Origin of the sequence: Alistipes sp. An116 (assembly GCF_002161005.1) — a bacterium.
In the GTDB taxonomy this organism is placed as follows: domain Bacteria; phylum Bacteroidota; class Bacteroidia; order Bacteroidales; family Rikenellaceae; genus Alistipes; species Alistipes megaguti.
The window spans coordinates 102,599-119,827 of sequence record NZ_NFLR01000006.1; the positions used below are offsets into that span (position 1 = coordinate 102,599).

14 protein-coding genes are annotated in these 17,229 nt (G+C 60.9%); 8 read left to right on the forward strand and 6 right to left on the reverse strand.

Features of this window, described 5'->3' with window-relative positions; all coding sequences use genetic code 11:
• Nucleotides 1-63: 63 nt before the first annotated feature.
• The 3 genes from B5E60_RS05870 to B5E60_RS05880 all read left to right on the forward strand — a co-directional run bounded on the left by B5E60_RS05870 (nucleotide 64) and on the right by B5E60_RS05880 (nucleotide 4,080).
• Nucleotides 64-516, forward strand: coding sequence for a DUF4890 domain-containing protein (locus tag B5E60_RS05870; RefSeq protein WP_204246447.1), 453 nt, complete (start codon nucleotides 64-66; stop codon nucleotides 514-516).
• A gap of 229 nt (nucleotides 517-745) precedes the next feature.
• Entirely contained in the window at nucleotides 746-3,715 is a 2,970-nt protein-coding gene (locus tag B5E60_RS05875; protein WP_087310264.1) for an outer membrane beta-barrel protein, read from the forward strand.
• Nucleotides 3,716-3,798: 83 nt separating this feature from the next.
• Nucleotides 3,799-4,080, forward strand: a complete 282-nt coding sequence (locus B5E60_RS05880) for a hypothetical protein (RefSeq protein WP_087310266.1) — start codon at nucleotides 3,799-3,801, stop codon at nucleotides 4,078-4,080.
• Between the two features lie 252 nt (nucleotides 4,081-4,332).
• Here B5E60_RS05880 and B5E60_RS05885 read toward each other — a convergent pair whose 3' ends face one another.
• The 6 genes from B5E60_RS05885 to B5E60_RS05910 all read right to left on the reverse strand — a co-directional run bounded on the left by B5E60_RS05885 (nucleotide 4,333) and on the right by B5E60_RS05910 (nucleotide 11,554).
• Nucleotides 4,333-5,571 carry an ABC transporter permease gene (locus tag B5E60_RS05885; RefSeq protein WP_087310268.1) on the reverse strand — a complete coding sequence of 413 codons (1,239 nt, stop codon included), beginning with the start codon at nucleotides 5,569-5,571 and terminating at the stop codon, nucleotides 4,333-4,335.
• Between the two features lies 1 nt (nucleotide 5,572).
• Nucleotides 5,573-6,751, reverse strand: coding sequence for an ABC transporter permease (locus B5E60_RS05890; protein WP_087310270.1), 1,179 nt, complete (start codon nucleotides 6,749-6,751; stop codon nucleotides 5,573-5,575).
• Nucleotides 6,752-6,754: 3 nt separating this feature from the next.
• Nucleotides 6,755-7,744, reverse strand: coding sequence for an HlyD family secretion protein (locus B5E60_RS05895; RefSeq protein WP_087310272.1), 990 nt, complete (start codon nucleotides 7,742-7,744; stop codon nucleotides 6,755-6,757).
• Nucleotides 7,745-7,756: 12 nt separating this feature from the next.
• Nucleotides 7,757-9,211 (reverse strand): TolC family protein, encoded by a 1,455-nt coding sequence (locus B5E60_RS05900; RefSeq protein WP_087310274.1) that lies wholly within the window; start codon nucleotides 9,209-9,211, stop codon nucleotides 7,757-7,759.
• Between the two features lie 109 nt (nucleotides 9,212-9,320).
• Nucleotides 9,321-10,406: a dihydrofolate reductase family protein gene (locus B5E60_RS05905; protein WP_087310276.1), complete on the reverse strand. Its 1,086-nt coding sequence runs from the start codon at nucleotides 10,404-10,406 to the stop codon at nucleotides 9,321-9,323.
• The gene (locus B5E60_RS05910; protein ID WP_087310278.1) at nucleotides 10,397-11,554 is read right to left on the reverse strand and encodes a metallophosphoesterase; all 1,158 of its coding nucleotides are present in this window, start codon (nucleotides 11,552-11,554) and stop codon (nucleotides 10,397-10,399) included. The genes B5E60_RS05905 and B5E60_RS05910 overlap by 10 nt, the downstream gene beginning before the upstream one ends.
• A 329-nt stretch (nucleotides 11,555-11,883) precedes the next feature.
• On the opposite strand from B5E60_RS05910, the gene B5E60_RS05915 reads away from it, so the two are divergent.
• The 5 genes from B5E60_RS05915 to rbr all read left to right on the forward strand — a co-directional run bounded on the left by B5E60_RS05915 (nucleotide 11,884) and on the right by rbr (nucleotide 16,903).
• Nucleotides 11,884-13,236: a DcaP family trimeric outer membrane transporter gene (locus B5E60_RS05915; protein WP_087310280.1), complete on the forward strand. Its 1,353-nt coding sequence runs from the start codon at nucleotides 11,884-11,886 to the stop codon at nucleotides 13,234-13,236.
• Nucleotides 13,237-13,446: 210 nt separating this feature from the next.
• The gene (locus B5E60_RS05920) at nucleotides 13,447-14,658 is read left to right on the forward strand and encodes a mechanosensitive ion channel family protein (RefSeq protein WP_087310403.1); all 1,212 of its coding nucleotides are present in this window, start codon (nucleotides 13,447-13,449) and stop codon (nucleotides 14,656-14,658) included.
• 22 nt (nucleotides 14,659-14,680) lie between these two features.
• On the forward strand, nucleotides 14,681-15,004 hold the full coding sequence (locus B5E60_RS05925; RefSeq protein WP_087310282.1) for a DUF4491 family protein: 324 nt from the start codon (nucleotides 14,681-14,683) through the stop codon (nucleotides 15,002-15,004).
• Nucleotides 15,005-15,118: 114 nt separating this feature from the next.
• On the forward strand, nucleotides 15,119-16,216 hold the full coding sequence (locus B5E60_RS05930; RefSeq protein ID WP_204246448.1) for a CapA family protein: 1,098 nt from the start codon (nucleotides 15,119-15,121) through the stop codon (nucleotides 16,214-16,216).
• Between the two features lie 108 nt (nucleotides 16,217-16,324).
• On the forward strand, nucleotides 16,325-16,903 hold the full coding sequence (gene rbr / locus B5E60_RS05935; RefSeq protein ID WP_087310284.1) for a rubrerythrin: 579 nt from the start codon (nucleotides 16,325-16,327) through the stop codon (nucleotides 16,901-16,903).
• Nucleotides 16,904-17,229 lie beyond the last annotated feature (326 nt).

A 17,229-nucleotide genomic window follows, 5' to 3' on the forward strand; every position in this document is an offset into this window, starting at 1 on the left:
TCGGAAGAGCGAATCCGGAGGATCCGACCGGAAAATGAAGTCCAACCGTAAAAACGCAAAGCAATGAAAAAGCAGATTTTTGCAGCCGTAACGGCACTTTGCCTGATGGCAACGACGACCCTTTTCGCCCAGGAGGCCAAACCGAAAGTGGAGCCCAAGACGCCGCCTACGGCCGAACAGCTGGCCGAACGCCAGACCGAGCGTATGACGCAGCGTCTGAACCTGACCGACGCCCAGGCCAAACAGGTCTATCAGCTCAATCTCGACCAGATCAAGCAGATGCAGGCCATGCGCGAGAAGATGCGTCAGGCCCGTATGGCTCAGGCCGACAAGATGAAGTCGATTCTTTCGACCGAGCAGTTCATGCAGTGGGCGCAGATGCAGGGTCCGTGTCCGGGCCAGCCGGGCAACGGTCCGCAGATGAAGCATGGCAAGAAGGGACCGCATCATGGTGACTGCCCGATGGCCGGCAAGAAGAATTGCCCGTGCAAGGCGCAGGCTGCCGATAAGAAGTAGCAACCCGCTGCGAGCCACGCAACTGGCGGAAGAGGTGTCAATCTGGTCGACTGACACCTTTTTTTTGTCGATTCACCGGCCGAAGAGACAAAAAATGGTGAAAAAAACGTAAATTCGCATGATGGAACGGCCTCACGGCAAAGCCGATGGCATGTTAATTCCGCAATCGGTCGCGGCCGGAATGGAAAGATAAGTAACTATTATTCAGGTATTTACCAAACAGAGAAGCATGAAACGTTTACTAATGACTACCCTGCTGACGGTTGTCTCCGCTGCGGTATTCGCCCAAAAGGGTACCGTGACGGCCACGATTGTCGATGCGGATACCGGAAACAGCGTGGTAGGCGCGGTGCTGAGCGTCTCTCCGACGAAGTCTCCGGACAAGAAACAGGGCTTTGCATCGGGTTACAAGGGCGCGGCGTCGTCTCCGGCCCTGGCTTACGGAGAGTATGCCCTGTCGGTGTCGTTCATCGGCTACAACAACCTCGACACGACGTTCCGCCTCTCGACCCCGCGTCTGAATCTCGGGACGTTACGTCTGAAGCCGGGCGTGCAGATCGAAACGGTGGTCAAGGAGGCCAAGGCGCTGCGTACGTCGCAGAAGGGCGACACGGTGAGTTACAATGCCGGGGCCTTCAAGGTGACCAATGACGCCGACGTCGAGGGCCTGCTGAAGAAGATGCCCGGCATTACGGTGACGGACGGTGTGGTCGAAACCCAGGGCGAGGAGATCAAGAAGATCTTTGTCGACGGCAAGGAGTTCTTCGGCGAGGATGTCACGACGGCCATCAAGTCGCTGCCGGCCGAGGCCGTGGATCGGGTCGAGGTCTTCAACAAGCTCTCCGATGCCGCGGAGTTCTCCGGCATGGACGACGGCGAAGGCTACAAGGCGATCAATATCGTCACCAAACCCGGCATGCGGCAGGGTCAGTTCGGCAAACTCTATGCCGGCTTCGGCTACGATGCCGAACAGGGCAGCGACGAGCGTTTCAAGTATCTGGCCGGCGGAAATGCCAACATCTTTTCGGGTGACAGCCGCCTGTCGCTCCTCGGACTGTTCAACAACGTCAACCAGCAGAACTTCTCGTTCGAGGATATTCTGGGTGTGACGGGCGGCAACGGAGGCCGTCGCGGCGGTGTGGGCCAGTACATGACGCGCCCGCAGAGCGGTGTGGCGCGGGTCAATGCCATCGGCGTCAACTACTCCGACACGTGGGGCAAACGCGACCAGGTGACGTTCCAGGGCAGCTACTTCTTCAACAACACCAATACGGTGAACCACTCGACCACGGACAAGTGGTACGAAGCGCCGATGATCCCCGACACGTTGATGACGCGCGGTTATTCCGATACGCGGGGCTTCAACCACCGCTTCAATGCCCGTCTGGAGTGGAAGATCTCGGAGAACCAGAACCTGATGCTCCGCCCGCGCTTCAGCTACCAGTCGAACGATCCGTGGAGCCAGACTACCGGCTGGCAGTTCGGCGCCCCGTCGGCCGGCGGCAGCGGCTACAGCTATACGGACAACTTCAGTGATGCCCTGCGCCACGGCTATAACGTCGGGACGAGTGCCGTCTACCGGGCCAAACTGGGCAAGGCGGGACGTACGATCACCCTCGACGGTTCGTTCAGCTACTCCGACAACCAGAACAACTCCAATTCCTGGTCGAACGAAATGGGCAGCCAGCCCGATCGTCCCGAGGTGATGGAAGGAGCCGAAGGTGAAATTCCCTTCATCTGGGATCCGGCGGCCTACCTGACGCGCCGTTACCTGCGTACTCTGGCTCCGTCGACGTCGTACAGCGTCCGCGGAAACTTCACCTACACGGAACCCGTAGCCAAATATGCACAGGTGAGTCTGCAGTACCGGATGACCTACAGCTCGCAGGAGCGAGACACGCGCTCCTACATCACGGCGGACGACACCTTCTCGATTGCCGGTCTGAAGCCCGATCCGCTGCTGTCGAACTCCTACCGCAGCGGCTATCTGACACAGAGTGTCGGTCCGGGCTTCCGCTATGCGAAGGAGCGCAGCCGCTTCATCGCCAACGTCTATTACCAGCGATCGACGCTCGACGGCGAGATTACGCGCAACGGCTCGGAGAAGATCTCCCATTCGTACGACAACGTGACCTACTTCATGATGGGCGAGCTGAACATCAACCGCGAGAACATGCTGCGGTTATTCATCTCCTCGTATACGGACAGCCCGACGGTCACCGAACTGCAGAGCGTCTATGATGTCTCGGATGCGCAGAACATCTCCCACGGCAACAAATACCTGAAGCCTTCGTACACCCATCGGGTGAACTTCCACTACGTGAATTCGAACGTCGAGAAGGGGCGCACCTTCATGTGGATGTTCTCGATGAACACCACGCAGAACTACACGGCCACCCAGTTGATTCAGAATCCGGGAACGCTGCAGATCGAGAACAACACCTACAATCCGCTCTACTACTCGTCGACGACGAATCTCGACGGCTACTGGCAGTTGCGAACCCATATGAATTACGGATTTCCGATCGGTTTCCTCAAGTCGAACTTCAACGTGGAAGCGGGCGTCATCTACACCAAGACGCCGAGCATGCTGGGTGGAGAGATTGATCCCGAGACGGGTCTGATTTCGGGCGGAGAGCGCAACGATGCCCGGAATATGGGGTATGATTTCCGGGCCGTGCTGGGCAGCAACATCTCGGAGAACGTCGACTTCACCCTCTCGTGGAACGGAACCTACAACGAGGCGACCAACTCGATGGATGCCTCCCGGGCCAAGAACCGCTACTTCAACCATACGGCCCAGGGCAACCTGAAACTGATCTTCCCGCTGGGCTTCACGCTGACGGCGAGTGCCTCCTATACGCAGTACATCGGTTTTACGAACGACTACCGGGAGAGTTACCTGCTCTGCAATGCGTGGTTGGGCAAGAAGGTCTTCCGCAATCAGCGCGGCGAGATCATGGTCGGCGTGAACGATCTGCTGAACCAGAACAAGTCCTTTGTCCGCACGACGGGCTCGGGCTGGACGCAGAACGCCACGAACAGCGTCATCGGGCGCTACTACATGGTTCAGTTCACCTACAACCTGCGCCGTTTCGGCAAGAAGGGGTCGCACGACATCCGCGATTACGAGGGTATGGGCGATGCCCCGCAACGTCGGGGGCCGGGCGGGCCTCCACCCATGGGGCGTTTCCATTGATCCGTCTCTGCGGATACGAAAACAGCCGGGGATTGCCCCGGCTGTTTTCGTATGGATGCCAACAACCCGCTACCCTCCCGGGTTTGTTTGAATCGCTCAAAGCCCTGCCGTGTCTGGGGCTCGAGACTCCGGTCGTATACATCGAAAAAGCGCGGGATGCCGAGGTCAGTTCCTGCCGCCTGGGAGGCCTGCGCGATTTCTTCAACCGGATGAAAATGGAGAACGGGAGGCTGATTCCCGATTTTGATCTGCCATTCCCCATAACCATGCGGAATATTCCGGTCAACAAGGATTCGTGGCGGCCTTACGCCGAGGCGTTGAAGCGTCGCTGCGCGGAGTTTGTGAAAGCGGACCGGAGGGCCTGAAATGCCTGCGGAAAGGAGGTAGCGGAACAGACTTAGGGCCTGTTCGTTGGCGTTCCTGCCGGCGGAACGGCGGCCCGGGAATGAAAGATCCAACCGGAGGCTGCACGCCGGAATAAAAACGAGTCAGACCCGCTGCGGCGGGTCTGACTCGAAACGTTTTGGCCGGTTCGGAAGATCCGAAAATCCTTTGCCGGCGCCCCTTCGGATGTCGAGGCGGAGCCATGACGGCCATGGGGGTGTTTCCGGGCGCCCCTACTCCTTATCGCAGCTTTCGGGGATTTGTCCCTGCTGCCGCTGGCGCAACTCACGCCGGATGACCTGATGGATGCCGATGCAGGCCAGACCGCCGTAGACGATCGTGAGGATGATGAGCCACTTGATTTCGGGGAAGACCTCCGACATCGAGGCGCCCATGGTCTGGATGCGGATGAAGCCGTCGACGCCGTGGCTGCTGGGCAGCAGCTGCCCCAGGTTGTAGAGCCACTCGGGAATGCCCTCGCGCGGGAACGAGACGCCGCTGACCATCAGCACGGGAATCGAAGTCCACAACATCAGCAGCAGCGAATTCTCGCGGTAGCGGAAGAGCGTCGAGGCGGCAATGCCCATGGCGATGCAGGCTGCGACGTAGGCTGTCAGGAAGATCCCGACGGTCCACGGATCGCCGTTCATCGGGAAGTGGAACAGCCGGTAGAGCAGCCCCAGTACGAGCGAGTACGTCACGGCGTAGATCAGTGCGTAGACCAGCGCCCGTCCCGCAACGATCGGAAGGGTCGACATGCGCCGCCGCCCTGCGGGGCAGAGCTTGTGGTAGAGCCCGAATTCGCGCCACGTGCCGCCGATCATGCCGATGCCGATGAGCATCGTCTGCTGGATGATGACCATGATGATGGCCGGCATGACGAAGGTTCCGTAACCGAGATAGGGGTTGAAGAGGTTGTGCGACTGGTAGATGACGGGCTGCGTCGTAGCCTGTGCCTGCGGGATGTTGGCCCCCTTGGCCACCAGGCGCTGGAATTCGACCATGGCGCCGGTCTGACCGATCGAGGTGACGACCTCCTGGAAGACCTGCCGGTACATCAGGAAGTAGCTGGCGTCGCAGTAGATGGCCACGTTGGCCTGCTGCCCGCCGTAGAGGCATCGTTCGTAGTCGGCCGGAATGTAGACCACGCCGTAGATCTTGCGGGCGTTGAACAATTCGCGGGCCTCCTCCATCGATGCGGGGGTATAGGCGACGTAGGTATTCGGTCCGGCATTGAAGGCGTCGATCAGGGCGCGGCTTGTCGGCGTGCGGCTCTCGTCGACCACGCCGATCGGGACGTTGCGCAGCACCTGCGATCCGTAGGCCAGCGAGTAGGCCGTGGCATAGATCAGCAGTGCAAAGACCAGAATCAGCACGACCCCCTTGTCGGTGAATACCGTGCGGAATTCGTTGCGAATGACGGCCCCGGTCTGCTGCCAGTAGGAGGCCATCTGTTTCGAAAAGCGACTCATATCACAACCTCCCCCAGAATTTTTCCTCCGTGGCGACGCGTTTCAGACGCGGCAGACAGAGCAGCGGTAAGACAATGAACAACAGCATCCATCCCAGATCGGGCAGCGAATAGACCCACGGCGTGCCGCGCAGCATCTGATCGACGAAGATGTCCGTGTAGTAGGTGAACGGGAAGATCCGGCTCACCCACTGCATGGGTTCCCACATGGCCATGATCGGGAACGTGAGTCCCGAGAAGGTGAAGGCCAGCACGGAGTATCCGCCGCCGATCGAGAGCGACAGACGCAGGTTGGCCAGCAGCGAGACGATCAGCACCGAGATCGACTGGTAGCCGAGGATGAAGAGCAGCGTGCCGAGGAGAATCACCGCAAGACTGCCGTTCAGCGGCGTGCCGACTACCTTGAAGTTGATGATCAGCATCACCAGCGAGATGAGGAACATCCCCGCGGTGATCGGGGCCAGTTTGCCGACGAGAGCCGCCCAGATGGAACCGCCGCCCGTCTGGATCCAGTCGCGCGAAGTGGCGTTCTTGAGTTCGGTGCCGATGGAGAAGATGGTCACCATGACGACGAAGATCATCAGCATCATGGGCATGAAGCTCGGAGCCAGATAGTATCCGTAGTTGATGTGCGGATTGAACAACACGTGCTTGTCGAAGCGCACGGGCATCAGCTGTGCCATGGCCTGTGCCTCGGTCAGCCCCTGCTTCATGAGCAGCTGCAGCTGAATGCCGGCCGAGAAGGTGGTCACGGCCGTCTGGATATCCTTCGAGAGGAGACCGTTGACCGTGATGTTGGTTCCCGAAACGTAGTTTTCGAGGTGGGTCTGCGAGTTGCTCAGGATCGACTTCTCGAACGAGTCCGGGATCTGGACAATGGCCACGACCTTGCCTTCGCGCATGAGGCGTTCGCCCTCGGCCATGTCCTGAATGCCGTAGGAGACCATGGCCGTAGGGGTTTCGTCGATCATCTGCACGACCTTGCGCGAAAGCGTCGTGTTGTCCTCGTCGAGCACGGCGATCGGGACGTTGCGGATGGCTCCCTGCCCGAACAGAATGGCGAAGAACGAGAACGACACCACCGGGAGGATGACCATCAGTACGAGATACATCGGCTGATGGATCAACCGCCGGGTTTCGCGCCGGGCGACGGCACAGAGGTTCTGGAAGAATCCGGGCATTGCCTATTTGCCGATTTGGTCCCAGTTGACGAGTACGCTCATGCCGGGACGCATGTTTTCGACCTCGGAGACGGGCTTGGCCTTGATGGCGAAGGTGCGGATGTCAAACCCGCCCTGCGTCCGGGTTGCGGCCCAGGTGGCGAAGTCGGCCTGCGGGGCGATGTAGGTCACCTCGAGCTCCACGTCGGCATCCAGCGCCGGGACGTGTCCCGTGAAGTGCATGCCCGTCTTGATGCCGGGCAGCATCGTCTCCTTGACGTTGAAGGTGACCCACATGTCGCTCATGTCGAGGATCGCCACCACGGGATAGCCGCTGCCGACGAGTTCGCCCTGTTCGGCGATGATCGTCGACACCTCGCCCGTGACGGGCGAATAGACCATGGCGTCGCGGATGTAGGACTCTACCTCGCTGACGGCTCCTTCGGCCTGGCGGACGCGGGCTGCGGCGGCCTCCTTGTCCTCCTTGCGGGCGCCGTCCATGGCCAGATTGTATTGTGCCTTGGCGGCCTGAGCCGTGGCCTCCATGGCCTGGTAGTTGGCCGTGGCCTCATCGAGTTTCTGCGCAGGGATGACCCCCTGATTGTAGAGGTTCTGCACCCGGTCGAGCGTCTTGCGGGCCAGTTCGAGCCCGGCCTGCGCCTTCTGCCACATGTTCATGGCGGCCTCGATCTGCTGCACGCGGGCTCCGGCCAGCGCTGCCTGATCCAGGGCCGACGCGGCGCTCTTCACGGCCTGCGCCTGCTGGAGTTTGGCATCCAGTTCGGGGGTCGAGAGCGTGTAGAGCAACTGTCCCTTTTCGACCCGCTCGCCCTCTTCGACCTTCATGTCGTCGATACGTCCGGGGACCTTCGACGAAGCCTTGTAGGTGGTGCATTCGACCGTACCCTGAATCAGCATCGGGGTCCGCCTGTCGAGATACCAGCTGACCAGTACGACCGCCAGAATGATGACCAGTGCGGTCACGAGAATTCCGATAACGTTGTTTCGTTTCATATCGAGTCTGTATTATTTTTTGTCGAAAAGAATGGGACGGGCATCGCTGCGGCGGGCATAGGCGGCGAACTCCTCGCTGATGCCCGAAGCCTCGAGCAGCTGGGCCAGCAGCAGGTCGTAGTTGTAGGCGGCCTGCAGGCGTTCGGTGCGAACGGCGGCCAGATTCAGCTCGGCGTCGATCAGATCCGACGACGAACTCATCCCCTCGAGGAACGCCGCATTCTTCATGCGCAGATACTCCTCGGCGAAGGCCAGCGAAGCGTCGATCGAGGTCATCTGGTTGCGGTAGTTCATCATCTGGTTGTAGAGTTTCTCGACCAGTACCGAGACATCCTGTCCGGCCTTGTTCTGCAGTTCGCCGACGCGGCGCACGGTCTGCCGGGCGGCCGAGTACTTGTATTCACGGTTCAGACCGTCGAAGAGCTTGATGTTCACGCCGACTCCCACGGCCCACCGGGGGATGAACCCTGCCACCTGATAATTATAGAACGATCCGCCGCCCATGGCCACCACCTGCGGCAGGAATCCGGCCCGCTGGGCGCGCATCCCCTCCTCGGCCAACTGGCGTTTGAGCGAAACCTGCGTGAGCAGCGGGTTGCGGGCCTGTGCCAGATCCTGGTAATAGGCCAGCTCCTCGACTTCGGAGAGCATGAACATGGCCGTGACGGGCTGCCAGTCGTTCTCCTTGCCGAGGGTGTTCGACAGGGCGCTGGCGATGGTCTCGGCCTGCAGGCGGGCATTGGCCAGTTCGCGTTCGGCCTCGGCCATCTTGAACTCCACGTAGAGGAGTTCGCTCTGGGCGATCATGCCGTTTCGGGCCAGCGCCCGGGCATCCTCCAGGTGGCGGCGCACGCCGTCGACGACCTGCTGCCGCACGAGGACGACCTGACGTGCCAGCGCCAGTCCGAAGTAACGTTCGACGAGCTCCGAGATCAGCGCGTTGCGGGTCTGGTTGCCCTGTTCGACGGCCGTCTTTTCATTGATCTTCGCGGCACGGTTGGCGGCGTTGATCTTGCCGCCCATCCAGATCGGGAGGGTCACCTCGCCGCCGACGAATCCGAGGCTCTGGTCCTGCAGCGTGAGGAACCAGTCGGCATTCATCATCGGGTTGAGCAGCCCCTGGATTCCCTGCAGCAGCGCCGGGTCGGTGATGATTCCGCTGCCGAGCACCTTGCCCGTAAAATCCTTGACGGGCCCCTTCATGTCGTTGAAGTCGAGTCCGATGTCCTTCTGCATGTAGGCGTAAGCGCCCGTGAGGTTGATCTGCGGCATGCGCAGACCGATTGCGGCGCGACGTTCCTGCTGTGCGGCCCGCTCCTCGTAGGCGGCGGCCTTCAGAGCGGGATTCTCGGTCAGGGTCACGGTGATCGCCTCCTCGAGGGAGATCATCTGTCCCGAGGACTGGGCGAAGAGGGGCGCCGGGCCCGCCACCGAAGCCGCAAGGAGGATCGTAAAAGCTTTTTTCATAGGTTGAAAATCTTTGATTCCGCAAATATAGGCAATCCGGCGGCAAGAATTGCGCCTGACCGGCACTTTAGAACATTTTTAGTCCATAACGAACACAAATCGTACCGAATCAACGTTCCAGATGGGCATTGGCCTTGCGTACGGCCTGCGCCAGCTCGGGGTAGACCCTCACGTCGACACCGGCTTCTCGAAGTTGCTGAGCGCCCTGACATTGCACGAAACAGTCGGGTTCGTAGGCCGCAAAGACCACGCGCGCGAATCCGTAGCGGAGGATCAGCTGCGTACAGCTTTCGGGTTCGCTGCTGCGCTTCGAGCAGGGCTCCATCGAGGAGTAGATCGCCGCACCGTGCAGATCGGCTCCGGCACCGGCTGCCAGGGCCTTGGCCAGGGCCTCCTGTTCGGCGTGATGCGTGGGTGAGGTTTCGTGGGTGTAGCCCGTGAAGGTGCGGCCGTCGCGCAGGACGATCACCGCCCCCACGCAGTAGCACGAATCGCAGGGCGTGCAGCGGAAAGCCTCCTGCGTGGCACGCGTCAGCCATACCAGATCCTCCTTTCGGGTGTCGGGGTGCAGAACGGCCGTCAGCACCTCCATGCCTCCGAGGCGCTCCGTCGTGCACCAGGCCTCCTTGGGCGGTTCGAAGAGGAATCGCGCGCCGCCCTGCGCTTCGCCGAGATGCAGGGCCGGATTGACCGCCTGCCGCACGATATCGGCCAGCCCTGCGTCGAGGAACATGCGCAGGACCTCGGCGCCGCCCTCGACCAGCAGGCTTCCGATGCCGCGCCGTTCGAGTTCGGTGACCACGAAGGCGGCCGTCAGCGGACCATGGCTTGAGATGACCGTTGCAAAGGGCTCGATCGCAGGGAGTTCCCGCTCCGAGAAGACGTACCGGTCGGCATCGCCCTCGGTGAAGAACTTCATCGCCGGATCGAGTCTTCCCGAACGCGTTACGGTCACTTTGGTCAGATCGGGGTGCAGCCCGTCGGTCATGCGCCGGAGCCGTGCGTCGGGATTGTGCAGCAGCAGGGCCGGATTGTCGCGGCGCAGCGTTTCGGCGCCGACCAGAATGGCGTCCTGCCGGGCCCGCAGGCGCAGAACCTCCGCCCAGTCTTCGGGCGTGGAGATCATCAGCCGCCGGTCGCTCCGGTCATCGAGGTATCCGTCGGCCGTCGTGGCAAAGGAGAGGGTTATTCGCATCGCTTCAGGGTAAAGAGTGTGACTTCGGGCCAGGCGCCGAGACGCATCGGATAGGCGACGTATCCCGTGCCGTCGTTGATATAAAGGGTGTGCCGCCCCTCGTCGTAACGGCCGCTCCAGCGGTCGTAGATCCACCGGGCGGGCGACCAGCCGCGCCCCCAGGGACGGATCTTGAACTGCATCGAATGAACATGTCCCGAGAGGGTCAGATCGCCGCGTCCGGCCGCCGTGACCAGCACCCAGAGCTGCGGCAGATGGACCAGCGTGATGTTGTACGACGATTCGGGTACGCCCGCATAGATTTCGGGCAGGTTGTCGGCCGGCAGATGGCGGTCGTGACGGCGCTTGCGCAGGGCCGGGTCGAACGAGATGCCCGTGAGCGAGATGCTGTCGCCGCCGCGCCGCAGATAGACGGTCGTATCCTCCAGCACGCACCACCCCATCGCCCGCTGCCGTTCGACGACCGTACGGGCTTCGACATCGGCCGGGAAGCGGATCGAATCGCGGATGTAGGTGCCGACGTCGTGGTTGCCCGTCACCGACCAAACCGGACCCTCGATGCGCTGCAGCAGGGCCATTGTCTGAGCGTCGAGCTCCGCCGAACGGATGTTGACCAGATCGCCCGTGAAGAAGACGGCATCGGGATGCAGCGCATTGATCGTATCGGCGAGCCGGGTGAGTTCGCGTTCGGGCCGCACGAGTGCCCCGACGTGGGCGTCGGAGAACTGCACGAAACGGAATCCGTCGAAGACTGCGGGGATGCGGTCGGAGCAGATTTCGACCCGGTTCACACGGATTCGCGTGCGTCCAAAGGTGGTGCCCCACACCAGAAAGAGTGTCAGCAGGGCGGCCAGCGCCACTCCCGTGCGGCGCAGTTTCAGGAAGTGGAACACATAGTAGAGCAGCCGCGGGATGACCGTGACGATCCATGCCCAGATGAGCCACATGTAGAGAGTCATCAGAGCCGGAGAGTTATCGCGGCTCACGGCTCCGACAAGCGCCGAGACCAGCGGCAGCGCATCGGTTGCCAGAGCCCAGCCGATCAGAACCCGACGTGCGGGGGTTCCGCGGCGGCGCTGACGGCGGAAATGGATCCAGTCGGCCGCAAAAGCAGCCAGGGTAAGTATCAAAGTCAGTGTCAGAAGCATCTTTCCATCCAGTTTGTATGTATATATAACTATAACGGTGTAGCCCCGGAAAATCGTATTGCTGCCGAGCCTTTCGGCAAAAGGGTATCCGTCGGCCGGGATTCAGCGGCCTTTTCGCCGTGAAGCGGTCTCTTGACCCCTTGTGAGCCGATTCTGCCCCACCCTCCGAAACGCGGCATCGGAACGCCTCATCCCGAGCCCCGGGAAACAAAGATAGAAAAATTTGCAGAGCTCCGAAATTTCTTTGGCATATAACTTGCGAAATTGCCGGTGAACATCAACTCCTTGAGAACGGGAAAGAACATTAACGAAACCATTTTTACAGGCTTATGAAAACATTCCGACTTCTTCTTGTCGCCCTGCTGCTTGCGGGCACGGCCTCGGCCCAGCATCACGAACGCCGGGCCATGCGCGGAGACTATTCTCCGACGGTCTATCTCATCTCGCTGCATCAGACCGATACGATCTACTATTCGCCCTCGGCGGTTCAGCGGGCCGTGGCGATGAACAACCAGGCGATGAACCAGGCCACACAGGATTATCTTGATACGCATCGACCCGGTTTCCAGCAGGTTGAGAAGCCCCAGTTCATCTTCGCCACGAAGAACAACCGCTTCTCGTTTGCATTGGGCGGTTTCGTGCAGTTGCGCGCCGGCTACGACTTCGAGGGTATCTCGAACAACCTCGACTTCATACCCTACGACATCTCGACCACGAGCAGCTACGATACGCGCCAGAAACTGATCATGGATGCCTCGACCTCGCGGCTCTACATGAAGGCCGTGACGAATACCGCAACGCTGGGACGTGTGGTGATCTTCATGGATGCCGACTTCCGCGGCGGGGCTCCGGGCAGCTATACGCCGCGAGTGCGTTCGGCCTACGTCTCGATGCTGGGCCTCACGCTGGGCCGCGACGTAACGACCTTCTGCGATCTGACGGCCGCCCCCACGACCATTGATTTCCAGGGTCCGAACGCCTACAACTTCAACTTCGCAACGATGATCCGTTACGAGAAGACGTTCGCCCGCGACCACCTGACCTTCGGTATTGCGGCCGAGATGCCCAACGTCAGCGGTACCTACAACGACAATTTCGCCTCGCTGCGCCAGCGGGTTCCCGACGTGCCGCTCTACCTGCAGTATGCCTGGGGAGCCGACCGCGACAGCCATATCCGGGCATCGGGCGTCCTGCGCAACATGTATCTGTACAACCTGCGCACGGGCAACAACACCTCGCTGCTGGGCTGGGGCGTTCAGTTCAGCGGTACGATCAAGACCTGCCGATGGCTGCGCCTCTTCATGAACGGCGTCTACGGCGAGGGTATCACCCCCTATATCCAGGATCTCACCGGCTCGGGACTCGACTTTACGCCCAATCCCGAAAATGCCGAACAGATTCAGACCATGCCGATGTGGGGCTGGCAGCTTTCGGCCCAGTTCAACCTCACGCCGCGTCTCTTCCTTTCGTGCGGCAGTTCGGTGGTGAACGTCGAGAAGAAGAACGGTTACTATGCCGCCGATGAATACAAACAGGGACAATACATGTTCGGCAACATCTTCTATGCGCTCAATTCGCGTTGCCGCATTGCCGCCGAGTATCTCTACGGTACGCGCACGGACATGAACGACAACGAAGGTCATGCCAACCGGGCTCAGGTGATGCTGCAGTATAATTTCTAAACTCCCGAACGGATTCTCTTGGAGACGGCCCCCACTTGTGCGGGGCCGTTTTTTTGTCGTCAGCACCCGACGGAGCGTTTTCCCGACGGGTTCGACCCCGAAAAACGGGTTTTCATTTGTCTCGGCGCCGGCCTTTTCGTATCTTTGCAGACGAACCTCCGCCGAAGGCCCCTGCCCGGGAACCCGACGCGGCCCAACCCGACCCGAACGATGGAAGAACTCAATACGCCGATTGCCGACTGGCTCTCCGGCCTGGGCTGGAGCCCGGTACAGATCGAATGGACCACCCGCACGCTGCTGCTGGCCGGAGTGGTGCTTCTTTCGTGGCTGGCGGCCAAACTCTTTCGATGCCTGATCAGCCCGGCGCTGCAGCGCCTCAGCCAACGCACCAAAGCCACGTGGGACAACTATCTGTTCAACGACCGGATGATGCGGTCGATGGCCCGGCTGATCCCGCCGATCATCTGGTACATGCTGCTCGGAGCGGTGCTCTACGATATGCCCGTGGCATTGGAGCTCATGCGCAAGGTGTGCCTGATCTATCTGATCGTGGCGGTGCTGATGCTGCTGAGCGCTTTTCTGGACACGCTGCACGAGATCTCGACCCAGCACGAGGCGCTGCGCAACCGCCCGCTGAAGGGAATCTATCAGATGATCAAGCTGCTGGCCTTCTGTGTCGGGGCGATTCTCATCGTGAGCATTCTGATCGGCCGCGACGCCACGACGATCCTGGCCGGACTCGGGGCGTCGGCCGCCGTCCTGATGCTGATCTTCCGCGACAGCATCCTGGGACTGGTGGCGGGCGTGCAGCTGTCGGCCAACGACATGCTGCGTCCGGGCGACTGGATCACGATGCAGAAGTACGGCGCCGACGGCTTCGTTACGGAGGTGACCCTCACGACGGTCAAGATCCAGAACTTCGACAAGACGATCACGACGATCCCGCCCTATGCGCTGGTGAGTGATTCGTTTCAGAACTGGCGCGGCATGCGTGAGGCCGGAGGACGGCGCATCAAGCGTTCGCTGTTCATCGATGCCTCGACGGTACGCTTCTGCACGGCCGACGAATTGGAGTCATTGCGGCGGAAAGGGCTTCTGGAGACCGAATCCGCAACGGACGGGCAACCGGTTGTCAATCTGTCGGTTTTCCGGGATTATATCCGTTGCTGCATGAAGCGCAATCCGGGCATCCACCCCGATCTGATGCAGATGGTCCGAATGTTGCAGCCTACGTCCGAGGGACTTCCGCTCGAGGTCTACTGCTTCACGCGTACGACGGAGTGGACCACCTACGAGGCGCTGCAGGCGGAGATTTTCGACCATCTGCTGGCCGTGCTTCCGGAGTTCGGGCTGCGACTCTATCAACGCCCCTCGGGCGAGGACCTGCGCGCACTTCGCGAAAAGATGGAGATAAACCACTGAAAATAACTGTCAGTCAGAAATTATGGACTTTCTTACGCAATACAATCTGACGGGACTGGTGATCGGCATTGCCACGTTCCTGATCATCGGGCTGTTTCATCCGCTGGTCATCAAGGGCGAATACTACTTCGGGGTGAAGATCTGGTGGATCTTCCTCGTCATGGGGCTGGCGGCCATCGCCGGCTCGATTGCCGTAAGGCACATTCTGTGGTCGACGCTGCTGGCCGTCTGGGGCGCCTCGTCGCTCTGGTCGATCGGCGAACTCTTCGAACAGCGGCAGCGCGTCGCCAAGGGGTGGTTTCCGAAGAATCCCCGGCGAAACGCTCCGGAATCATCCCGCCAATAACCGCCCCGGCCAGGAACTACCCTGCCGGTTCGATCCTGCCGCAACCCGAATCCCGCAACCCGAATCCCGCAACCCGAATCCCGCAACCCGAACCCCGAAATCCCAGTACTGAAGATGACCCTGCGCCGAATCCGACCGCTCGCTTTCCTGCTGATTCTGGCAATATGCTGCACCCCTGCGGGACGTCCCGTCGAACACGCCGCACAACCGGACGGATGGTCCGGACCGGGACGCGTGCCGCCGCCCCAGCGGGTGCGCTTGTGGTTCGGCGGTGATGTCATGCAGCATCTGCCGCAGGTCGAGGCGGCCCGCCGCGGCACGGGTTTCGACTATGGCCCCGTTTTTGCAGCTCTGGCTCCCCGGATGCAGACGGCCGACCTGGCGGTTGTCAATCTCGAAACGACGCTTACCCGCACGGCCCGCTATACGGGCTATCCGCTCTTCCGTTCGCCCGTAGCGCTGGCCGAAGCCCTGCGCGAGGCGGGGGTCGATGTGGCCGTGATGGCCAACAACCACTGCTGCGACGGCGGAGCCGACGGAATCCGAACCGGCATCGAGGAGTTGGACCGTTGTGGAATCCGACATACGGGAGTCTTTGTGGACAGTGTTGATTATCGGCAGAACAACCCGCTTTACCTCATGCGCCACGGCATACGGATTGCGCTGGTCAACTACACGTACGGCACCAACGGCATGCCCGTTCCGCAGGGGATGATCGTCAACCGGATCGACACGCTGCAGATGGCGCGGGATCTGGCGGCGGCACGGCGTCGGGGTGTCGATCTGATCGTCGCCTGCCTCCACTGGGGTGTGGAATACGAACGGCGGGCAAACGCCTCGCAGCGGCAGTTGGCCGCCTTCCTGCGCCGCCAGGGGGTCGCCGTGGTGGTCGGAAGCCATCCCCACGTGGTGCAGCCCTGGGAGGCGGACTCCTCGCACGTGGTGCTCTACTCGCTGGGAAATCTGGTCTCGAACCAGCGCCGCCGCTACACCGACGGCGGTCTGGTGGCCGAAGTCGAGGCCGTGCGCCATCCCGACGGCCGGATGACGTGCCGTCTGGAGACGACGCCCGTCTGGGTGGCCCTGCCCCGCTACCGCATCCTGCCGCCCGAAGCGGCCGACACGATGTCGCTGCCGGCGGCCTACGGACTGTTCCGGGCCGACGTCGAGGCTCTGACCGCATCCGGAAGCGGGTATAAGAGAAGCAAATAGAGGCATAAAAACTACCGATCGGATTTTTTTGGCGAAGTGTCGGAAAATCGCTTATCTTTGCACAAGGAACCAAACAGACGAACATTCACACACTTAAACATTATAGTTATGGAAAAGAGCATCAAAGGTACGCGAACCGAACAGAATCTGTTGAAGGCATTTGCCGGCGAGAGCCAGGCCCGCAGCCGTTACGTCTTCTTCTCGAGCAAGGCCAAAAAGGAGGGCTACGAACAGATTGCCGGCGTCTTCGCCGAGACGGCCGAGCAGGAGAAGGAGCACGCCGAGCGTTTCTTCAAGTTCCTCGAGGGCGGTGAAGTGACCATCACGGCCAGCTACCCCACCGGTCCGATCGGCACCACGGCCGAGAACCTGTTGGCTGCCGCGAAGGGTGAGAATGAAGAGTGGGACGTGCTCTACCGCGAATTTGCCCAGGTGGCCGACGAGGAGGGTTTCCCCGAGATTGCCGCAGCGTTCCGCATGATTTCGATCGTCGAGGCCGAGCACGAGCGCCGTTATCTGAAGCTGCTGAGCCGCCTCACGGACGGCAACTTCTTCAAGCGCGACGGCAAGATCTGGTGGCAGTGCCGCAACTGCGGTTTCATCATCGAGGCCGAGGAGGCTCCGAAACTCTGCCCGGCGTGCAAGCACCCGCAGTCGTACTTCGAACCCAAGAAGGAGAACTATTGATTCATCGCACGGCCGGTTCCGCACCGGTTCCGGCATCGGGTCCCGTTCCTCGCCGAGGAGCGGGACTTTTTGTTGGGGCGTACGGTGTCGGCGGCTGGAGGCTCCGTGTGGTGACCGTCGCCCCGGAGGGGAGCGTTGTGGCCGCATGGGCGGATCAAGGGCTGCATGCGGAGCTCCGGAAGGCGGCGTCGGCGGGCCCGGCGACGGTGAAGCCTCGGTTGCATCCCTTCTTGAGGCGACACCGTCGGGTGAATCGGGATACATGCACAAATATTCAGCCTTCAGAAGGGGAAAATCCGGAATTTCTCCGTATCTTTGACGGAAAA

What these genes read in the sequence shown, in the direction of transcription:
- B5E60_RS05870 (WP_204246447.1), top strand. Translation starts at nt 64, where the DNA reads ATGAAAAAGCAGATTTTTGCAGCCGTAACGGCACTTTGCCTGATGGCA.
- B5E60_RS05875 (WP_087310264.1), top strand. Translation starts at nt 746, where the DNA reads ATGAAACGTTTACTAATGACTACCCTGCTGACGGTTGTCTCCGCTGCG.
- B5E60_RS05885 (WP_087310268.1), bottom strand. Translation starts at nt 5,571, where the DNA reads ATGAGTCGCTTTTCGAAACAGATGGCCTCCTACTGGCAGCAGACCGGG.
- B5E60_RS05890 (WP_087310270.1), bottom strand. Translation starts at nt 6,751, where the DNA reads ATGCCCGGATTCTTCCAGAACCTCTGTGCCGTCGCCCGGCGCGAAACC.
- B5E60_RS05895 (WP_087310272.1), bottom strand. Translation starts at nt 7,744, where the DNA reads ATGAAACGAAACAACGTTATCGGAATTCTCGTGACCGCACTGGTCATC.
- B5E60_RS05900 (WP_087310274.1), bottom strand. Translation starts at nt 9,211, where the DNA reads ATGAAAAAAGCTTTTACGATCCTCCTTGCGGCTTCGGTGGCGGGCCCG.
- B5E60_RS05905 (WP_087310276.1), bottom strand. Translation starts at nt 10,406, where the DNA reads ATGCGAATAACCCTCTCCTTTGCCACGACGGCCGACGGATACCTCGAT.
- B5E60_RS05910 (WP_087310278.1), bottom strand. Translation starts at nt 11,554, where the DNA reads ATGCTTCTGACACTGACTTTGATACTTACCCTGGCTGCTTTTGCGGCC.
- B5E60_RS05915 (WP_087310280.1), top strand. Translation starts at nt 11,884, where the DNA reads ATGAAAACATTCCGACTTCTTCTTGTCGCCCTGCTGCTTGCGGGCACG.
- B5E60_RS05920 (WP_087310403.1), top strand. Translation starts at nt 13,447, where the DNA reads ATGGAAGAACTCAATACGCCGATTGCCGACTGGCTCTCCGGCCTGGGC.
- B5E60_RS05925 (WP_087310282.1), top strand. Translation starts at nt 14,681, where the DNA reads ATGGACTTTCTTACGCAATACAATCTGACGGGACTGGTGATCGGCATT.
- B5E60_RS05930 (WP_204246448.1), top strand. Translation starts at nt 15,119, where the DNA reads ATGACCCTGCGCCGAATCCGACCGCTCGCTTTCCTGCTGATTCTGGCA.
- rbr (WP_087310284.1), top strand. Translation starts at nt 16,325, where the DNA reads ATGGAAAAGAGCATCAAAGGTACGCGAACCGAACAGAATCTGTTGAAG.